Origin of the sequence: Curtobacterium sp. VKM Ac-2887 (assembly GCF_015350935.1) — a bacterium.
In the GTDB taxonomy this organism is placed as follows: Bacteria; Actinomycetota; Actinomycetes; order Actinomycetales; family Microbacteriaceae; genus Curtobacterium.
The window spans coordinates 1-16,706 of the sequence record NZ_JADKSB010000032.1; the positions used below are offsets into that span (position 1 = coordinate 1).

21 protein-coding genes are annotated in these 16,706 nt (G+C 71.4%); 13 read left to right on the forward strand and 8 right to left on the reverse strand.

Annotation, left to right across the window (positions count from 1 at the left end; genetic code table 11):
• Window positions 1–78: 78 nt before the first annotated feature.
• The 4 genes from ITJ69_RS19540 to ITJ69_RS19555 all read right to left on the reverse strand — a co-directional run bounded on the left by ITJ69_RS19540 (window position 79) and on the right by ITJ69_RS19555 (window position 3,623).
• On the reverse strand, window positions 79–1,536 hold the full coding sequence (locus ITJ69_RS19540; protein WP_159573413.1) for a sugar porter family MFS transporter: 1,458 nt from the start codon (window positions 1,534–1,536) through the stop codon (window positions 79–81).
• Between the two features lie 158 nt (window positions 1,537–1,694).
• The gene (locus ITJ69_RS19545) at window positions 1,695–2,228 is read right to left on the reverse strand and encodes a hypothetical protein (RefSeq protein ID WP_123938435.1); all 534 of its coding nucleotides are present in this window, start codon (window positions 2,226–2,228) and stop codon (window positions 1,695–1,697) included.
• A gap of 40 nt (window positions 2,229–2,268) precedes the next feature.
• Window positions 2,269–3,072 carry a zeta toxin family protein gene (locus tag ITJ69_RS19550; RefSeq protein WP_194673757.1) on the reverse strand — a complete coding sequence of 268 codons (804 nt, stop codon included), beginning with the start codon at window positions 3,070–3,072 and terminating at the stop codon, window positions 2,269–2,271.
• A complete protein-coding gene (locus tag ITJ69_RS19555; protein WP_194673758.1) occupies window positions 3,069–3,623 on the reverse strand; it encodes a hypothetical protein in 555 nt (184 codons plus the stop codon). The genes ITJ69_RS19550 and ITJ69_RS19555 overlap by 4 nt, the downstream gene beginning before the upstream one ends.
• A gap of 140 nt (window positions 3,624–3,763) precedes the next feature.
• Here ITJ69_RS19555 and ITJ69_RS19560 point away from each other — a divergent pair, with 140 nt between their 5' ends.
• Entirely contained in the window at window positions 3,764–4,666 is a 903-nt protein-coding gene (locus tag ITJ69_RS19560) for a LysM peptidoglycan-binding domain-containing protein (RefSeq protein ID WP_194673759.1), read from the forward strand.
• 186 nt (window positions 4,667–4,852) lie between these two features.
• Here the strand turns inward: ITJ69_RS19560 and pgi are convergent, their stop codons facing one another.
• From pgi to ITJ69_RS19580, 4 genes are all read right to left on the reverse strand, one after another.
• Window positions 4,853–6,574, reverse strand: coding sequence for a glucose-6-phosphate isomerase (pgi, locus tag ITJ69_RS19565; RefSeq protein ID WP_194673760.1), 1,722 nt, complete (start codon window positions 6,572–6,574; stop codon window positions 4,853–4,855).
• A gap of 167 nt (window positions 6,575–6,741) precedes the next feature.
• The gene (locus ITJ69_RS19570; RefSeq protein ID WP_194673761.1) at window positions 6,742–8,979 is read right to left on the reverse strand and encodes a heavy metal translocating P-type ATPase; all 2,238 of its coding nucleotides are present in this window, start codon (window positions 8,977–8,979) and stop codon (window positions 6,742–6,744) included.
• Entirely contained in the window at window positions 8,976–9,194 is a 219-nt protein-coding gene (locus ITJ69_RS19575; RefSeq protein ID WP_374202908.1) for a heavy-metal-associated domain-containing protein, read from the reverse strand. The genes ITJ69_RS19570 and ITJ69_RS19575 overlap by 4 nt, the downstream gene beginning before the upstream one ends.
• 35 nt (window positions 9,195–9,229) lie before the next feature.
• Entirely contained in the window at window positions 9,230–9,520 is a 291-nt protein-coding gene (locus ITJ69_RS19580) for a metal-sensitive transcriptional regulator (RefSeq protein WP_111084793.1), read from the reverse strand.
• A 114-nt stretch (window positions 9,521–9,634) separates the two neighbouring features.
• On the opposite strand from ITJ69_RS19580, the gene ITJ69_RS19585 reads away from it, so the two are divergent.
• From ITJ69_RS19585 to ITJ69_RS19640, 12 genes are all read left to right on the forward strand, one after another.
• On the forward strand, window positions 9,635–10,843 hold the full coding sequence (locus ITJ69_RS19585; protein ID WP_194673762.1) for a helix-turn-helix domain-containing protein: 1,209 nt from the start codon (window positions 9,635–9,637) through the stop codon (window positions 10,841–10,843).
• Between the two features lie 162 nt (window positions 10,844–11,005).
• The gene (locus ITJ69_RS19590; protein WP_194673763.1) at window positions 11,006–11,473 is read left to right on the forward strand and encodes an Asp23/Gls24 family envelope stress response protein; all 468 of its coding nucleotides are present in this window, start codon (window positions 11,006–11,008) and stop codon (window positions 11,471–11,473) included.
• Complete coding sequence (locus ITJ69_RS19595; protein WP_123291766.1) at window positions 11,470–11,661, forward strand: DUF2273 domain-containing protein; 192 nt, start codon at window positions 11,470–11,472, stop codon at window positions 11,659–11,661. The genes ITJ69_RS19590 and ITJ69_RS19595 overlap by 4 nt, the downstream gene beginning before the upstream one ends.
• Complete coding sequence (locus ITJ69_RS19600; RefSeq protein WP_194673764.1) at window positions 11,658–11,975, forward strand: hypothetical protein; 318 nt, start codon at window positions 11,658–11,660, stop codon at window positions 11,973–11,975. The genes ITJ69_RS19595 and ITJ69_RS19600 overlap by 4 nt, the downstream gene beginning before the upstream one ends.
• 9 nt (window positions 11,976–11,984) lie before the next feature.
• The gene (locus tag ITJ69_RS19605) at window positions 11,985–12,560 is read left to right on the forward strand and encodes a DUF6286 domain-containing protein (RefSeq protein WP_123673696.1); all 576 of its coding nucleotides are present in this window, start codon (window positions 11,985–11,987) and stop codon (window positions 12,558–12,560) included.
• The gene (locus ITJ69_RS19610) at window positions 12,557–13,120 is read left to right on the forward strand and encodes a hypothetical protein (protein ID WP_194673765.1); all 564 of its coding nucleotides are present in this window, start codon (window positions 12,557–12,559) and stop codon (window positions 13,118–13,120) included. The genes ITJ69_RS19605 and ITJ69_RS19610 overlap by 4 nt, the downstream gene beginning before the upstream one ends.
• Before the next feature lie 98 nt (window positions 13,121–13,218).
• A complete protein-coding gene (locus ITJ69_RS19615; RefSeq protein ID WP_123291762.1) occupies window positions 13,219–13,392 on the forward strand; it encodes a CsbD family protein in 174 nt (57 codons plus the stop codon).
• A 76-nt stretch (window positions 13,393–13,468) separates the two neighbouring features.
• Complete coding sequence (locus ITJ69_RS19620) at window positions 13,469–14,542, forward strand: Asp23/Gls24 family envelope stress response protein (RefSeq protein WP_194673766.1); 1,074 nt, start codon at window positions 13,469–13,471, stop codon at window positions 14,540–14,542.
• Window positions 14,539–14,955, forward strand: a complete 417-nt coding sequence (locus tag ITJ69_RS19625; protein ID WP_131921429.1) for an MFS transporter permease — start codon at window positions 14,539–14,541, stop codon at window positions 14,953–14,955. Before ITJ69_RS19620 ends, ITJ69_RS19625 begins: the two co-directional genes overlap by 4 nt.
• 38 nt (window positions 14,956–14,993) lie before the next feature.
• Window positions 14,994–15,185: a hypothetical protein gene (locus ITJ69_RS19630; protein WP_194673767.1), complete on the forward strand. Its 192-nt coding sequence runs from the start codon at window positions 14,994–14,996 to the stop codon at window positions 15,183–15,185.
• A gap of 100 nt (window positions 15,186–15,285) precedes the next feature.
• On the forward strand, window positions 15,286–15,825 hold the full coding sequence (locus ITJ69_RS19635) for an RNA polymerase sigma factor (protein ID WP_123341163.1): 540 nt from the start codon (window positions 15,286–15,288) through the stop codon (window positions 15,823–15,825).
• Window positions 15,815–16,648, forward strand: a complete 834-nt coding sequence (locus ITJ69_RS19640; protein ID WP_194673768.1) for a hypothetical protein — start codon at window positions 15,815–15,817, stop codon at window positions 16,646–16,648. Before ITJ69_RS19635 ends, ITJ69_RS19640 begins: the two co-directional genes overlap by 11 nt.
• Window positions 16,649–16,706: the final 58 nt, after the last annotated feature.

The window sequence follows — 16,706 nt, forward strand, 5'->3', positions numbered from 1 at the left end:
CTAGACAGCTCCATCAAGCCAGGAGGCCTCGCTACGTCACAAGACCCGAAGTGTCACCAACGTCATGGCCGAGTACACCTAGGCGCGCGACGCCTTCTGGGGGACCGTGAAGATGTTGCCGGTGGTGACGCCCTCTTCCACCTCTTCGAGGGTGCGACCGCGGCTCTCCGGCACGAACTTCCAGATGAAGAGCAGCGCGAGCAGACCGACGATGCCGAAGCCGAAGAACGTCCCGGTGATGCCGGTCGCGGCGACGATCGTCGGGAAGTAGAGCCCGAGGAACGCGTTCGCGATCCAGAGGCAGAACACCGAGATGCCCATGCCGAGCGCGCGGATCTGGGTCGGGAAGATCTCCGACAGCACCACCCACACGGCGATGTTGAGGAAGGTCTGCATCGAGCCGACGAACGCGACGACGAGGAACAGGATCACCCACGGGCGGGCCGGGTTGCCCTCGGGCAGTGCGACCGAGGCGATGCCGATCAGGAAGTGGCAGACCGTCGTCAACGAGAAGCCGATGATCAGGGTCGTCCGGCGGTTGATCTTCTCCATGTTGTACAGCGCGATGACGCCACCGACCACGGCGATCACGCCGGGGGCGATGTTCGCGATGAGGGCCGCCGACGCCTGGAACCCGGACTCGATGAGGACGGTCTGCCCGTAGTACATGATCGAGTTGATGCCGGTCAGCTGCTGGGCGACGCCGAGCCCGGCACCGATGAGCACGATGCGGATGAGCCACTTGTTGCCGCGCAGCGTCTGCCACCCGCTGACTCGATCGGCCTTCGCCTCGAGGTCGTTGCTCCGCTTGATGTCGTCGAGCTCGGCGGTCGCACGCTCCGTGGTGCGGACCTGCTGCAGGACGGACAGCGCTTCGTCGTAGCGCCCCTTCGACGCGAGCCATCGCGGCGACTCCGGCACCCGGAGCATGCCGACGAACAGGGCGATCGCGGGGAGTGCACAGACGGCCAGCATGACGCGCCAGACGCCGTTGCCCTCACCCCACAGGTTGCCGATGATGGCGTTGACCACGAACGCGGCGAGCTGCCCGATCACGATCATGAGCTCGTTGCGGCCGGACAGCGAACCCCGGATCTCGTACGGCGCGAGTTCAGCGAGGAACACCGGGACGACGGTCGATGCACCACCCACCGCGAGGCCGAGGAGGACACGGCCGACGACGATGACGCCGAACGTCGGTGCGAAGACGCAGATGAGGGTGCCGAGGAAGAACGTCACGGCGAGGGCGATGATCGTCTTGCGACGCCCCCAGCCGTCGGCGATGCGGCCGCCGAGCATGGCACCGATCGCGGCGCCGAACAACAGGGAGCTGGTGACGACGCCCTCGGTGAAGTTCGTGAGGCCGAGTTCGGCCTTCATCGGGTTCAGGGCACCGTTGATGACACCGGTGTCGTACCCGAAGAGCAGCCCGCCGAACGTGGCGACCAGGGCCAGGACGCCGAGGCGTCGGCGGTGCGGTCCGGTCCCGATCGGGGGCAGTGCGACAGTCGGGGCTGTCGGCTTGATGTCGACCATTCGGTGACTCCTTCGTCGGTGATCGCGCTTCAGTGCGTGCACCGATGGTAACCCGATTCCATGTCCTGTCAATTGGACATTCTGTCGTCAGAACGATTGGATCGGTCCACATAACGCCTGGTCAGGACGGGAGCGGTCCAACGGCCCCCGTTCGACCGTCAGGACTCGTCGGGGGTCGGGCTGTCCCCCAGCACGTCACCGAGCGACGCGATGTCCGCGCCGTGGTCGGTGTAGCGCCGGACGGTCCGTCGGGCAGCTGCACTCGCGGCACCGGACAGCGCCGGGTTGCGTCGCGCAGCATCGGCCACCCGGCCCGCGTGCCCCGCGGTCGAGAGCAGGACGTTCGCCAGCGCCCGGGCGTCGCCGCGTTCGGGCACCCCGGTGACCGTCCACGCCGTGCGCACCTGGGCGTCCGGCGTCACACCGCGTCGGGTGCCCATGCGGTGCCAGTCGGAGAGCACGCCCTCGGTCCGGGAAGCCGCGCGGTCAGCCTCGCCCGCTCTCCGGCGCGCGGCGTCGCGTGCAGCGGACTCGCTCGCGCCCTCGACCGTGTCGTACCGGTCGGTGAGGCCGTCGGCCCGGCGCCGGACACTCTCCGCCCGTTCACGAGCAGCGCCGTCGTCACCGCCTTCTTCTGCGATGCGGGCGGCGTGCGCGGCGGCAGCCGCGGCGAGGATCTCCGAACGCTCCATGGCCTCGACGGTAGCCGTTCCGACCGACACCGGCGACCGCTCAGACGATCGACACGTCCCAGCCGAGGTCGGCGGCCCGGTCACCGAGGACCCGGGCGTTCGCGCCGCACACCGACTCGGTCGACCCGGTCGGGTAGTAGCGACGGATGGCTGCTTCCGGGACGAACCGACCACCGAGCGGATCCGTGGCGGCATCACGCACGCTCCACCACCGATCGGTCGCCTGCGCGATCGCCGTCTCGAGCGGGACCTCGACGGTGACGATGCGCAGCTTCTCGTAGCCGGCGTCGTCGAGCTCGGCGAGGAGGTCGTCGAGGTAGTCCACGCTCGACAGGGTGCCGTGCACGACGACGTTCTCGCCGTTGCGGAGGGCGCGGCGGCGCAGCGTGTCGGCCACGGTGGTCGACTCGGCGTGCACGAACCCGGCGATCTCACGCAGCTGCACCGGCCGGTCGTCGGCCAGGCGGCGAGCCGTCCACCGGTCCACCAGACCGTCCGCCTGTGCGCGCAGGAGCAGCGGGTCCTTGAACTCGTCGGCGTCGATCGACCGGTACCCGCACAGCTCCGGCATCCGCTCCAGGGCGGTCGACTTCCCCGACCCCGGCGGCCCGGCCGTCACGACCACCGCGAGCGAGCCGTCGGCGACCGGCGACGGGGTCAACGCGCGGTGTTCCTCGAGCACGGACTCGTGGAACCGCAGGCGGCTCGCCTCGTACAGGAAGCCGTCCGGCGCGTAGATCGTCCTGGTGCTCGCGCCCGCCGTGTCCGACCAGGGGTTGTCGAGCGAGTCGGCGCGGAGCGCACGGCCCAGCTCGACGGCCACCCGGTCGCGGAGCTTCGTCACCGGGTGCGCTTGCGGGTCTGCCGTTCGGCGATCGCCCGGCGGACGGTCTCGTACTCGACCTCGGACAGGAGGCCGTCCTGGAACGCCGCCGCGAGTTCCTTGGTGGTGCCGGTGGCCGAGGCGGCACCGTCGAACGCCGCACCACGCTTCGGGGTGCGGTGCGTCAACGCCATCGACGACAGCTCGCGCAGCATCGTCTCCGAGTCGATCTGGCCACCCTCGCGCCGGGAGATGACCTCACGCGGAGACGGCCGCTTCGTGGTCAGGGTCCGGCGGGAGAGCCGCCGCGAGACCTCGGGTTGGGAGATCCCGGCGAGCTTCGCGATCTCGCGCTGCGGGACGCCGAGGTCGGCGAGCTTGAAGATCCCGCGCCGCAGTTCCATCTCGGCGTGGTGTTGCTGCTCACGACTGTGCAGGACGTGCTCGACCGCCGCACGGACGGTCGCGGGCGCACTGTCGGTCCGACCGGCCAACGCGCGCACGACGGCTTCGGTGTCGGGTCGACGGGGGTCCGACCCACCCCGTCGCCCGGGGACCACCCTGACGCCCATGACCACCTGCTCTCGTTGATACCGACGGTATCACTCGTCGTGGACGACGGAGGATCCGCGGTACGTCTGCAGACACAGGACGGAGGCGCTGCGTTCGCCCCGGGGACACCGCGCGGTTAGCATCGAGCTGAGGGGGAATCATGAACCGGACGCTCGCGATCGGGGTCGTCGTCGCGGCCACCGTGGCACTGTCGGGGTGCTCGCTGCTGCGCGGGTCGGACCGAGCCCTCCCCGCCCCGTCCACCCCGGCGACGACGCCGACCTCGTCCGCCACGCCGACGCCGACGCCCGACGCCGATCCGGAGGGTGACCTCCTCGAGTCGTCGGCGCACCCCCGCACGCCGACGCCGGAACCCACCGAGTCGGCGGCTCCGGCGCCGACGCTGACGCCGATCCCCGCCGGGACCGTCCTCGCCCAGGGTGACGTCGCGTCCCCGAAGGGCAGCGTGCACTTCCGGTTCCGCGTGGTCGCGGTCGGCGACGACACGTTCACCGCGCAGTACTCCGGCTTCACCTCGACCCTGCCGGTGCCGGTCGGGGTCGGCCTGTTCGACCTGCCGCGCGCGGTCGGCGACGGCCTGACCTACCCCGGCGTCGGCGACCGGACGCTCGGTGGGCCGACCAGCACGGCGACCGCGGTGGACGTCCCGCTGAGCGGCTCCGGCGTCGACCCGTCGCACCTCACCACGCTCGTGACCTACTCCGCGGCGGCTCCCGGGCAGGAGGCCCCGGTCGAGATCGCTGCCGGCAAGGTGCTCGCGGTGACGACCGTGCGGTGGTCCGTCCCGGCGCGGCAGACGAACGTGCACCCAGAGGACGCCGGTGCCCGGGCGAACGCGACCGGTCCGGTCACCGCGACGACGACGGGCGGGGCGCCGCGGTCGTACACGGTCGCGCCGGACGACCTCATCGGGGACGTCGCCGCCCGCTTCGGCATCAGCGTGCGGGCGCTCGTCTGGCTCAACGAGGGCGTGCAGGTGTTCGGGACGGACCAGCACCTCTACGAGGGAACGACGCTCAACCTCGACCCGCTCGCCCGCTGACCGCGGCGGCCACGGCGCCGGCGACCTTTCGCGGTGAGCGACACCTCACGGGCCGCGCCGCGCGTGAACTGTCGCTCAGCGCGAAAACTGCCTCGGGTCCGCCCCGCGGCCAGCGCAACCGGCAGACGGACGGGAGGCCCGTGGCGGATCCGCCACGGGCCTCCCGTCCGTCAGGTGGGTGCGTCGCTACTTGCGCAGCTCCAGGTACTTCGCGATGAGCGCCTTGGTCGAGGCGTCCTGCGCGTCGAGCGCGGCCTGGTCGCCCTCGACGGCGGGCGTGACCTGCAGCGCCAGCTGCTTGCCGAGCTCCACGCCCCACTGGTCGAACGAGTCGATGCCCCAGATCGTGCCCTCGGTGAACACGATGTGCTCGTAGAGCGCGATCAGCTGGCCGAGCACGCTCGGGGTGAGCTCCGGCGCCAGGATGGACGTCGTCGGCTTGTTGCCCGGGAAGGTGCGCGCCGCGACGATCCCCTCGTCGGTGGTGCCCTCGGCACGGACCTCGTCGGCGCTCTTGCCGAACGCCAGCGCCTTGGTCTGCGCGAAGAAGTTCGCCAGGAACAGCGTGTGCACGTCGGTGCCGGGAGCGACGCCCTTGCCGTCGCCGGTCTCGTCCTTGAGCGGACGGGCCGGGTTCGCGACCGTGATGAAGTCGGCCGGGATCAGGCGGGTGCCCTGGTGGATGAGCTGGTAGAACGCGTGCTGGCCGTTCGTGCCGGGCTCGCCCCAGAAGACCTCGCCGGTCTCGGTGGTGACGGGCGAGCCGTCCCAGCGGACGCGCTTGCCGTTCGACTCCATGGTGAGCTGCTGCAGGTACGCGGCGAAGCGGTGCAGGTACTGCGTGTACGGCAGGACCGCGTGGCTCTGCGCACCGAGGAAGTTCGTGTACCAGACGTTGAGCAGGCCCATCAGGACGGGGACGTTCTGCTCGAGCGGCGTGGTGCGGACGTGCTCGTCGATCGCGTGGAAGCCGGCGAGGAACTGCTCCCAGTTCTCCTGGCCGATCGCGACGATGACGCTCGTGCCGATCGCGGAGTCGACGGAGTAGCGGCCGCCCACCCAGTCCCAGAACCCGAATGCGTTCTCGGGGTCGATGCCGAAGGCCTCGACCTTGTCGAGCGCGGTGGACACGGCGACGAAGTGCTTCGCGACGGCGTTCGTCTTCTCGTCGTCACCGGCGTCGGTCAGGCCGAGCCGCTCCCACAGCCACTGGCGTGCGAGTCGCGCGTTCGTCAGGGTCTCGAGGGTGCCGAAGGTCTTCGACGCGACGATGAACAGCGTGGTCTCGGGGTCGAGGTCCACGGTCTTCTCGTAGATGTCCGCCGGGTCGATGTTCGACACGAAGCGGGCTTCGAGGCCGGGCTGGACGTACGGCTTGAGTGCTTCGTAGACCATGACGGGGCCGAGGTCGGACCCACCGATGCCGATGTTGACGACGGTCTCGATGCGCTTGCCGGTGACACCGGTCCACGAGCCGTCACGCACCTGCGACGCGAACGCGTAGACCTTGTCGAGCGTGGCGTGCACGTCGGCGTCGACGTCCTGGCCGTCGACGGTCAGCGGCGCCGCCGGGACGAGCCCCTCGGTCGCCTTCGGACGGCGGAGCGCGGTGTGTAGGACGGCGCGGTCCTCGGTGACGTTGATGTGCTCACCGGAGAGCATCGCCTGGAAGCGCTCGGCGACGCCGGTGTCCTTCGCGACCTGCAGCAGGGCGGCGAGGACGTCCTCGGTGACGAGGCCCTTCGACAGGTCCACGGTCAGGTCGGCGGCCTGGAACGTGTACTGCTCGGCACGGCCGGGGTCGCTGTCGAACCACCCGCGCAGGTCAGGGGTGAAGTCGGCAGCGATGCTGTCGAGCTTCTTCCAGCCTTCGGTCGATGTGGGGTCGACGGGAGCGGATTCGGTCACTTCGGTCCTCCTGGGATCACGTTCGAGACGTACAGCCCGCAGGTCACCGCACCAGTGCGTCGCGGACCGTCTTCGAGCGTAGTGCCGTCGGCACCGTCGCGCGCACCGCCGGAGGGGAGGCACGGGGCGCGTTCGCTGCGCGCGTCACGTCCGGCGGGTGGTCGGCCTCAGGGCCGGGGTGCGAAACGCCGCAGCCGCAGGCTGTTCGTCACGACGAACACCGACGAGAACGCCATCGCGGCGCCGGCGAGCACCGGGTTCAGCAGCCCCGCCATCGCGAGCGGGATCGCCGCCACGTTGTACGCGAACGCCCAGAACAGGTTGCCCTTGATGATGCCGAGCGTGGCCCGCGACAGCCGGACGGCGTCGGCGACGACGGTGAGCCGACCGCTCACGACCGTGATGTCACTGGCCGCGATCGCGGCGTCGGTGCCGGCCCCCATCGCGATGCCGAGGTCGGCCGCGGCGAGCGCGGCAGCGTCGTTGACGCCGTCACCGACCATGGCCACGCTCCGTCCCTCGGCCTGCATGCCCCGGACGGCGTCGAGCTTGCCGGCCGGGGTCGCGCGGGCGTGCACCTCGTCGATGCCGACCTGTGCGGCGACGGCCCGTGCGGCGCCGTCGTTGTCGCCGGTGAGCAGGACGGGGTGCAGGCCGAGGGCCACGAAGCGCGCGACCGCGTCAGCTGCCTCGGGCTTCACGGTGTCGCCGACGACCACGACGCCCAGCACGCGGCCGTTCCGCGCGACGACGACCGCGGTGCCCCCGTCGGCCTCGGCGGCGGTGACCGCGGCCGAGGCGTCGCCGGGCACGACGACCGCCCAGGACGCTGCGAGCCAGCGGGTCCCGCCGACGAGCACGACGTCGCCGTCCACGACGGCCTGCACGCCGGCGCCGGGGGTGGAGTCGAACTGCTCGGCGGTCGGGACGTCGAGTTGCCTGGCCGTCGCGGCCCGCACGACCGCACGTGCCACGGGGTGTTCGGAACCCTGCTCGACGGCGGCAGCGAGCCGGAGCACGGCGTCCGCGTCGAGGGTCGCGTCCGTCGAGGTCACGGCGCGCAGGGTCATCTCGCCGGTGGTGACGGTGCCGGTCTTGTCGAGCACGATGGTGTCGACGCCACGGGTGCGTTCGAGCACCTGCGGGCCGCCGATCAGGATGCCGAGCTGGGACCCGCGGCCGGTGCCGACGAGCAGTGCGGTCGGCGTCGCGAGTCCGAGGGCGCACGGGCAGGCGATGATGAGCGTGGCGACGGCCGCGGTGAACGCCGCCGTGACCGAGCCGCCGAGCACGAGCCAGCCGACGAACGCCAGCACGGCGAGCCCGATGACGATCGGCACGAAGACGCCGGAGACCCGGTCGGCCAGGCGTTGGACGTCGGCCTTGCCGGTCTGCGCGTCCTCGACGAGCCGTCCCATCCGGGCGAGCTCGGTGTCGGCGCCGACGCGGGTGACGGCGACCACGAGCCGGCCGCCGACGTTGATCGTCGCGCCGGTCACCCGGTCGCCCGGTCCGACCTCGACGGGGACGGATTCGCCGGTGACCATGCTGCGGTCGACGGCCGAGGACCCGTCCTGCACGAGGCCGTCGCTGGGGATCCGCTCCCCCGGCCGCACGACGACGACGTCCCCGACGACCAGCGCCGACGCGGGCACACGCTGCTCGACGCCGTCGCGCAGCACCGTGGCCTCCTTCGCGCCGAGTTCGAGCAGGGCGCGCAGCGCTGCCCCGGACTGCTTCTTGGCGCGGGCCTCCATGTACCGGCCGGCCAGGATGAACACCGTGACGGCCGCGGCGACCTCGAGGTACAGGTCGGTCGCCTCGGGGTCGGTCGCGATCCACGAGAACGTCATGTGCATGCCGGTGGTGCCGGCGTCGCCGAAGAAGAGCGCGTAGAGGGACCAGCCGAAGGCCGCCAGCACACCCACGCTGACCAGGGTGTCCATGGTCGCGGCACCGTGTCGGGCGTTCACCCACGCGGCACGGTGGAACGGGAGCGCGCCCCACACCGCGACGGGCGCGGCGAGCGTCAGGGCGAGCCACTGCCAGTTCGGGAACTGCAGGACCGGCACCATCGAGAGCAGGACGACCGGCACGGCCAGGACCGTCGACACGACGAGTCGACGGCGCAGCGCACCGGCCGGGTCGTCGGCGTCATCGTCCGGCGCCGTCGTGTCGGCCGGCGGCGCGGGGACGGTCGCACCGTAGCCCGCGGACTCGACGGCGGCGATGAGGGCAGCGGGGTCGGCGGGGCCGTCCGCGGCGACCTGCACCTGTGCCTTCTCGGTGGCGTAGTTGACGGTGGCGGTGACCCCGGGGAGCTTGCCGAGCTTCCGTTCGATGCGGTTCGCGCACGAGGCGCAGGTCATGCCCGTGATGTCGAGCTCGACGATGCCGTCCGTCACGACGGCACGACCTCGTACCCCGCCTCGGCGACCGCACCGCGGAGCGCATCGGCGTCGACGGGCGCGTCCGAGGTGACGGTCACCGACGAGGCACCGCCGGGGACGAGCGCGACGGCGACGTCGGACACCCCCTCGAGTTCGGTGAGTTCCTCGGTCACGCTCAGCACGCAGTGCTCGCAGGTCATGCCCTCGACGAGCAGCAGTTCGGTGGTCACGGTGTCTCCTCCTGTGGTTCGGGTGCGGGCGGCGGTCACGAGCGCACGAGCCGGGCGATGGCCTGGCTGGCTTCGCGGACCTTCTCGTCCGCGGCGTCGCCACCCTCGGCGACCGCCTCGGCGACGCAGTGCTTGAGGTGGTCCTCGAGCAGCGACAGCGCCACGCGTTCGAGCGCCCGGTTCGCCGCCGAGATCTGGGTGAGGACGTCGATGCAGTACGTCTCGTCCTCGACCATGCGGGCGATGCCGCGCACCTGGCCCTCGGCGCGACGGAGCCGCTTGAGCAGGTCGTCCTTGTCGCCGATGTACCCGACGTGTTCGTGCATGGTGGCCTCCACGGTCCTCAATACGGTACCCCCCTAGGGTATTCCCTCCCATGGACGCGCGGACACGAACGAGGGTATTCACCTCGCCGTGCCGTCGATGTCATGATTTCGACCATGACCGATCCGGCGACGAACGGCTTCCGCAGACTGCGGTTCGCCGACGGCGACGGCTCCGACTACTCGGACATCTTCGAGGCGGAGTACCACGGGTCCGACTTCGCCTCGGAGACGTACGCGACGAACGACACCCGGTACGAGTACACCGTGGTGGGCGACGACGACCTGACGCTGCGGACCATGCGCGCCGAGGGCGGGCGACGCGGCGGGGTGATCGGGGCGCGGGAGGACCACGTGGTCTTCTGGCTCACCAGGGGCAGGCTCGAGATGCACTTCGCCGACCGCACGCGGGTGGTCGAGCCGGGCAGCCCGTACATCGCGAGTGCGTCCGAGGCGTACCGCTTCGAGTCCGACGGCACCGTCTACAACGGGGTGCACATCGCGGACTCGTTCCTGCGGACCGTCGGGCGCGACCTCGGCTACCGACTGCCGGACGGCCCACTGCTGTTCGAGCAGCAGGACGAGGTCATCGCCCGCCGCGAACCGCTGCGCCACCTGATCGGGGAGCTCGGCCCGGCACTCGTGGACGACCGCGTGGTCGGTCCGATGCGGACGGCCCTGAACCGTCGCCTGGCGATCGTCGTGCTCGACACCTTCCCGATCCGCAACCGCGGCGACGACGTCCCCGTCGCGAACCGCCTGCGCGACGCGATCCGCTACGTCGAACTGCACGCGGCCGAACGTCCGGCGGTGTCGGACATCGCCGCTGCGTGCGGGCTCAGCCAGCGGGGGCTGCAGGACGTGTTCGCCCGCACCCTCGACTCCACGCCGCACCGGTTCCTGCGCGAGCACCGGCTCGACCGTGCCCGGAGCGAACTCCTGCGCGCGGGCGACGACCGGGTCCCCGGTGCCGACGGGGTCGCCGTGGTCGCGCGTCGGTGGGGCTTCACCAACCCGGGCCGGTTCGCCACCGCCTACCGCGAGCGGTTCGGCGAGGACCCCGCCGCCACGCTCCGCACGTCGTTGTCCGCACACCCCGACAGCGGCCGGGCGTCGTGGCGCGTCCGCCGCGCGGTCGCGTTCATCGAGGAGCACGCCGCCGAGGACCTCTCCCTGCAGGACATCGCCGACGCCGCCGGGGTCCTGCCGCGACGCCTGCAGCAGCTCTTCCGGGCCGAGCGGGGCGAGTCCCCGATGGCGTGTGCCCGGGCGATCCGCGCCGCTGCAGAACGCAACGCGGCGGACGGAACACGCGAAACCGCCTGAGCGGACGGCCAGGGGGTACAGCCACATCCCCGTGTTCCCGCGGATTCCTGGATTTCTGCCGAATCCGAAAAGTCATGTGTGACGAATCTCTGGTGAGCCCCGTCTCATCCGTGAACAGCAACCGCTGGGAACGCCCGGCGGGTCACTCGGAAGGAACGAACCATGGCTGACTCCATCACCACCACCCCGGCAACCACCGCTGCGGCCCGTGCCACCTCGCACGCCGGCTCGAACAGCGGCGTCACCGGCAAGACCGTCATCGACGACACCGTCGTGTCGAAGGTCGCCGGCATCGCGGCCCGCGAGGTCAACGGCGTGCACTCGCTCGGCGGCGGCGCTGCCCGTGCGATCGGCGCCCTCCGCGACGCGATCGGCCAGCGCGACCACGGTCAGGGCGTCAAGGTCGAGGTCGGCGAGAAGCAGGTCGCCGCGGACATCGTCATCGTCGCCGAGTACCCGGTGTCGCTCCAGCAGGTCGCCGACGGCGTCCGCAGCAGCGTCGCTCGTGCCCTCGAGCAGATCGTCGGCATGGAGGTCGCCGAGGTCAACGTGACCGTCCAGGACGTCTTCATCCCGGGCGACGACGACGACAACGACAACGACGAGAAGAAGGAAGCGCGAGTCGCATGAGCAACACACTGATCGGTGCCCTCATCGGCGCCGTCCTCGCAGTCGTCGCACTGCAGTTCGGGTTCTGGGGCTTCGTCCTGGTCATCGTCTTCGGTGCGATCGGGGCCCTCGTGGCTGCCCTCGCCACCGGCAAGATCGACCGTGGCGCCCTGACCGACGTGCTCACCGGGCGCCGGAGCTCCCGGTGAACGCCGGCCCGGACGTCGTCCCGGGCCGCGTCGAGATCACCGCTCGTGCACTGACCTCGCTGGCGCGGGCCGTCGCAGCCGAACGGCTCGGCCCCCCCGCCAAGCGGGTCAGGGTCGGTCTCGGAGACGCGGCCGGAGCAATGGCCCTCGACGTCACCGGCCCGATCGCCGCGGGCGACGACCTCGTCGCCCGTTCGGCCCAGGTCGCCGACGAGGTCAAGCGCCGCGTGAGCGAACTCACCGGCCGCCGCGTCGGCAGTGCCCACATCGAACTCACCGGGATCGTGCGCGAGCGCGAGTCCCGAACCCGGTAGGAGACCATCATGAGCAACGGTTCCGTCGAACGACGCATCCGTCGTCGGAGCGTGCACCGCTCCCGCTCGACCGCAGTGGCGGTGGCGCTGGTGGTCCTCGCACTGGTCGCCGCGTGGATCGGCACGGAGTCGGTCCTGCGGGCGATCGGGCGGCCTCCGCTCCTCGCCGACCCGCAGACCGCCGTCGACGCCGCACTGCAGCCCGATGCCGCGTTCGTCACGATCGCCGAGGTCATCGCCGTCGTGCTCGTGGTCCTGGGCATCGTGCTGATCGTCCTGGCCCTGAAGCCGGGTCGCCAGCACCGTTCCGTCGTCCAGCACGACCGTGGCGCCGTCGTCATCGACACCCGCATCGTCGCCTCGACCGCGGCCAACGCCGCCGGCACGGCCGCAGGGGTCCCCGAGGGCAACGCCTCGGCCACCGCCCGCGGTCGCCGCACCGACGTCCGGATCGTGCCCGTCACCGGCATCCCGGTCGACGAGCAGGCCGTGCAGGCAGCCGTCCGCGACCGCCTCAGTGGTCTCGACGAACGATTCGGCCGGAACATCCGCGTCCGCGTCGACGAGAAGGGGACCCTCGCATGACCAAGAGCAACCGGACCATGAACCGGATCATCCTCTTCGTCCTCGGCCTCGTCGCCGTCGTCGTCGGTCTCACGATCGGTGCGGGCGTCGTGCCCGCCGTGCAGGACGCGATCAAGCCCACCGTCGACCTGCCGAGCAGCCTGGACGTCCCCGCGTCCTCGCTCTGGACCGTCGCCGCCGCCTGCGCCGTCGTCATCGTGCTCGCCCTGGTCTGGGTGTTCACCCGCGGCGGGGGCGGCACGTCCGTCGCCGTCCGCGAGCGTTCCGGTGAGGACGCCGTCACGGTGAACGTCGCACTCGTCCGCGACGTCGTCGAGCACGAGCTCGCCGGGGTCCGCGACGTCGTCGGCTCCCGCGTCGACACCTACCTGGTGCGGAAGCAGCGTGCCGCTCGCATCCGCGTCGCGGTCCGCCGCGGCGGGGACGCCGTCTCGGTGCTCGACGCCGTCGACCGCGCCGTCGCGGTCCTCGACCGCACGCTCGGCCGCCAGGTGCCCGTCCTGGTCCACCTCACCGGTGGGACCCGTTCGGCGCTAGCGAAGTCGACCCGCGTCCACTGACACCCGTCAGCCGGACGCGACCCCGGGCCTCCCGGCCCACCGAAGACCCACGCAACACCCACCACCGGGCGCACGCCCGACCGATGAAAGGACCCGTCATGGGACTCGACGACAAGATCAAGAACGCTGCTCAGGACCTCGCCGGCAAGGCGAAGGAAGCCGTGGGCAAGGCCCAGAACGACGACTCCAAGGTCGCCGAGGGCCAGAAGGACCAGGCCTCCGCGAGCGTCAAGAAGACCGGCGAGGACGTCAAGGACGTCTTCAAGAACTAGGACGCTCGATGCGTGTCGGGGCACTCGCGACGTCGAGTGCCCCGATGCGTTCCGCGGACCCGAACGAGGAGGAACCATGCAGCACGACCCCCATGCGCACACGCAGGTCACCGAGGTGGCCCTGCCCGCAGAACTGACGGAGCCGCTGCCCGACGACGCGACCCCCGCGATGCTCATCGCGCGAACCGCGGCGGAGACGGCGCTCGGCGTGCCCGGCGTGCACCACCTCGGCGGGACCGTGTCCCGAGCCGCCGACGAAGTGCGGAAGCGGCTCGGCCGCTCCGCCGGGACCGCCGGTGTGCAGGTCGACGACGAGGACGGCACCTTCGCGGTGCAGGTCTCCGTCATCGTGACCTATCCGCAGAACGTCCGCGAGGTCGCCGACGAGGTGAAACGACAGGTCGCTGCAGCAGCCGGCCAGGTCGCATCCGCGCCGACGACCGTGGACGTCCGCGTCCTCGACGTGCACGGGCCGTTCGACGACGAGCCCTCGCCCGTCGAGCGTGCGGCCACCGCCGTCGGCGATGCCGTGCAGGATGCCGCCAAGGCGACGAGCGAGACCACGAAGCGCGTGGCGACGGCGACCGTCGACGCCACGAAGCAGGCGGCCGACGCGACGGCCGAGGCGACCAAGCGTGCCGCCGACGCCACCGCCGACGTCACGAAGCAGGCGGCCGAGGTCACCGCAGACGCCACCAAGCGTGCCGCCGACGCGACGGTCGACACCGCCAAGCGTGCTGCCTCGGCCACCGCTGAGGTCACCAAGCAGGCCGCTGACCAGGCCGCGGATGCCACGAAGCGTGCGGCCGACGTCACCGCGGACGCCGCCGAACAGGCCGTGGACGCGACGACCGCCACCGCCGGCCGCGTGCACGAAGCCGCGTCCGACGCGCTCGACCGTGCGTCCGAGGGCGCACGGGACGCCGCTGACACCGCGCGCGACGCCGCCGGCCGTGCACGTGCGGCCGTCGCAGCTGACGAGGACACTACGACCCCCGTCGTGGCCTCCGAGACGGCTGCCGACGCCGCCGTGCGTGCCGCCGACTCCGCCGAGGACGCCGCCGACGCCGCAGCCGACGCCAGCGAGGCAGCGCGGGCAGCCGCCCGCGACGGCGACCAGCCGACCGACCCGACCACGGACCGACCGTGACCACCGCCTGGTCCGGCGGTCGTCGGCCCCGCACCCGTCGGCCCCGGCCGCGCGGTGTGTGGATCGCCGGTGGCATCGGCGTGGTCCTGGTCGCCGGGGTCCTGCTCGGGGCGTTCCTGCCCCTGGTCGGGTTCCTCGGCGGCGTCACCGCCACCACCGCCGGCCTCGTGCCGTTCCCGTTCGTGCGGGTCACGGTCGTCGCGGTCCTCGGGCTGGTCGTCGTGCTGGCGCTCCTCGCCATGGCCCTCACTCGTCGGCACACCACGACGGCGACGATCTCGGTCGTGCTCGCCGTCCTGGTGAGCATCGCCGTCACGATCGTCCCCGTGGTGCTGGTGGCCGTCGGGTCCGCCGACCGTGCTGGCGACGTGTGGCCGATCGTCACCGAGCTCTGGCAACGCTTCACCGGCTGATCCGCCGGCACCTGCACCACCGACCAAGGAGTCCCACCATGCGCAACCGCATCATCGTCATCGGCCTGATCGTCCTGATCGGGTTCTGGTTCGGCTCCCGCGCGAACCGCCCGGTCATCAAGACGTCCAAGGGCGAGACCGTCCGCAAGGCCTGGAACGACCCGCACGCCCGCAAGGCCCGCAAGAAGCTGGGCAAGAAGATCGCCAAGGCCGCGAAGCGGCACGGCTGACACCTCCCGCATCACCATCGGATCACGACACGGACGAATCGTGTCGTGATCCGTGTCATGTTCGGCCTCTTCACGACATTGTCGTAGTGAAGGGAGCACCGTGGACAACACCGCAGATGACGACGCCGGCCTCGCACGGCGCCTCGCCTCGGGGGACAGAGCAGCACTCGCGACCGCGTTCGACCGGTTCGCGCCCACGCTCACCCGGTACGCGTGGGCGATCGCGGGCAGCAAGCAGGACGTCGAGGAACTGGTCCAGGACACGTTCCTGACGCTCTGGCAACGCGCCGACGGCCTCCAGCTCCCCACCGGCACGCTCCTGCCGTGGCTGTTGGTCGTGTGCCGCAACCACGCGAAGAACCTCGGTCGCCGCAACGCGAAGCACGCCGGCGACGAACTGCCCTTCGACCTCGCCGCCCCCGCCGACACCACCGATGCTTCCGAGCAACTCCGGTGGGTCCGGAGCGAGATCGCCGCGCTGCCGGAGACCGATCGCCGCATCTGCGAGCTGTGCCTGCTGCAGGGGTACTCGTACGCCGAGGCCGCACAGCTGCTCGGACTCAGTGTCGGAGCGGTCACCCAGCGGGTCTCGCGGTCCCGCCGACGACTCAGGAAGGCGGTGACGCACGATGAACACTGAACCTCCCGAGGGAGACGACCTGCAGCGCATGCTCGTCTCGATGAAGCAGAACGTCCTCGAGCGGGCCACCCCTCGCCCGAAGCGCCACGGCCGTCGTGTCGGCATCGCGATCGGCGTCGTCGGGGTGCTCCTGCTCGGAGCCGCCGGCGGTGGGGTCGCACTCGGCCTCATCCCGACGTCGATCACCGCGGAGCCCACTCCGACCGCGTCACCGTCCACGGAACCGACGACGACCGAGACGCCGTCGGGCGCCCCGGTCGTCGGACAGCCGACGCCGACGTCGACACCATCGGCGACGCCCACCTCCACACGGGCGCCGTACTCGCTGTCGGACCCGGACACGTGGACGATCTCCGGCAGCGAGGTGGGGCCGATCGCGCTCGGCGGGGAGTACACCGCCGAGACGGACGACCTGGACGGCGTGTACACGGCGAGCGACGGCTGCCTCAACCCGAACGTCGTGTTCTGGTACCCCGACGACCGCAACAACCCGGCACTGACCGTCGTGAAGGGCGACGACGGCACGATCGTGAGCGTCATGGTCGGGAGGAACTCCGACGAGGTGGCGGGACCGACGACGGCTGCGGGACTCGGGACCGGCAGCACCCTCACCGAGTTGCGAGCGGCGTACCCGGACCTGCACTACACGGAGCCGGGCAACGACGCCGCCCAGCCGTCGGACTCGCCCTACGGCGGCTGGACGACCACCGTCAACGGGGTGTTCGTGAGCTTCCGGTTCCCACCCGTGGGCTCGGGCGAGCGGGCGAACTCGGTCTGGGTCAGCACCGTCGACCAGTCGCCACCGCCGGAGTTCTGCGGCTGACGCCGCATCCGGACGGGAGGCCCGCATCACGTGCGCCGATCGGCGCACGTGATGCGGG

Bases quoted from the DNA above. Each gene is read 5' to 3' on its own strand.
- ITJ69_RS19615 (WP_123291762.1), top strand. From the start codon at position 13,219: ATGGGACTCGACGACAAGATCAAGAACGCTGCTCAGGACCTCGCCGGC.
- ITJ69_RS19595 (WP_123291766.1), top strand. From the start codon at position 11,470: ATGAGCAACACACTGATCGGTGCCCTCATCGGCGCCGTCCTCGCAGTC.
- ITJ69_RS19605 (WP_123673696.1), top strand. From the start codon at position 11,985: ATGAGCAACGGTTCCGTCGAACGACGCATCCGTCGTCGGAGCGTGCAC.
- ITJ69_RS19610 (WP_194673765.1), top strand. From the start codon at position 12,557: ATGACCAAGAGCAACCGGACCATGAACCGGATCATCCTCTTCGTCCTC.
- ITJ69_RS19540 (WP_159573413.1), bottom strand. From the start codon at position 1,536: ATGGTCGACATCAAGCCGACAGCCCCGACTGTCGCACTGCCCCCGATC.
- ITJ69_RS19560 (WP_194673759.1), top strand. From the start codon at position 3,764: ATGAACCGGACGCTCGCGATCGGGGTCGTCGTCGCGGCCACCGTGGCA.
- ITJ69_RS19590 (WP_194673763.1), top strand. From the start codon at position 11,006: ATGGCTGACTCCATCACCACCACCCCGGCAACCACCGCTGCGGCCCGT.
- ITJ69_RS19620 (WP_194673766.1), top strand. From the start codon at position 13,469: ATGCAGCACGACCCCCATGCGCACACGCAGGTCACCGAGGTGGCCCTG.
- ITJ69_RS19585 (WP_194673762.1), top strand. From the start codon at position 9,635: ATGACCGATCCGGCGACGAACGGCTTCCGCAGACTGCGGTTCGCCGAC.
- ITJ69_RS19640 (WP_194673768.1), top strand. From the start codon at position 15,815: ATGAACACTGAACCTCCCGAGGGAGACGACCTGCAGCGCATGCTCGTC.
- ITJ69_RS19555 (WP_194673758.1), bottom strand. From the start codon at position 3,623: ATGGGCGTCAGGGTGGTCCCCGGGCGACGGGGTGGGTCGGACCCCCGT.
- ITJ69_RS19630 (WP_194673767.1), top strand. From the start codon at position 14,994: ATGCGCAACCGCATCATCGTCATCGGCCTGATCGTCCTGATCGGGTTC.
- ITJ69_RS19580 (WP_111084793.1), bottom strand. From the start codon at position 9,520: ATGCACGAACACGTCGGGTACATCGGCGACAAGGACGACCTGCTCAAG.
- ITJ69_RS19545 (WP_123938435.1), bottom strand. From the start codon at position 2,228: ATGGAGCGTTCGGAGATCCTCGCCGCGGCTGCCGCCGCGCACGCCGCC.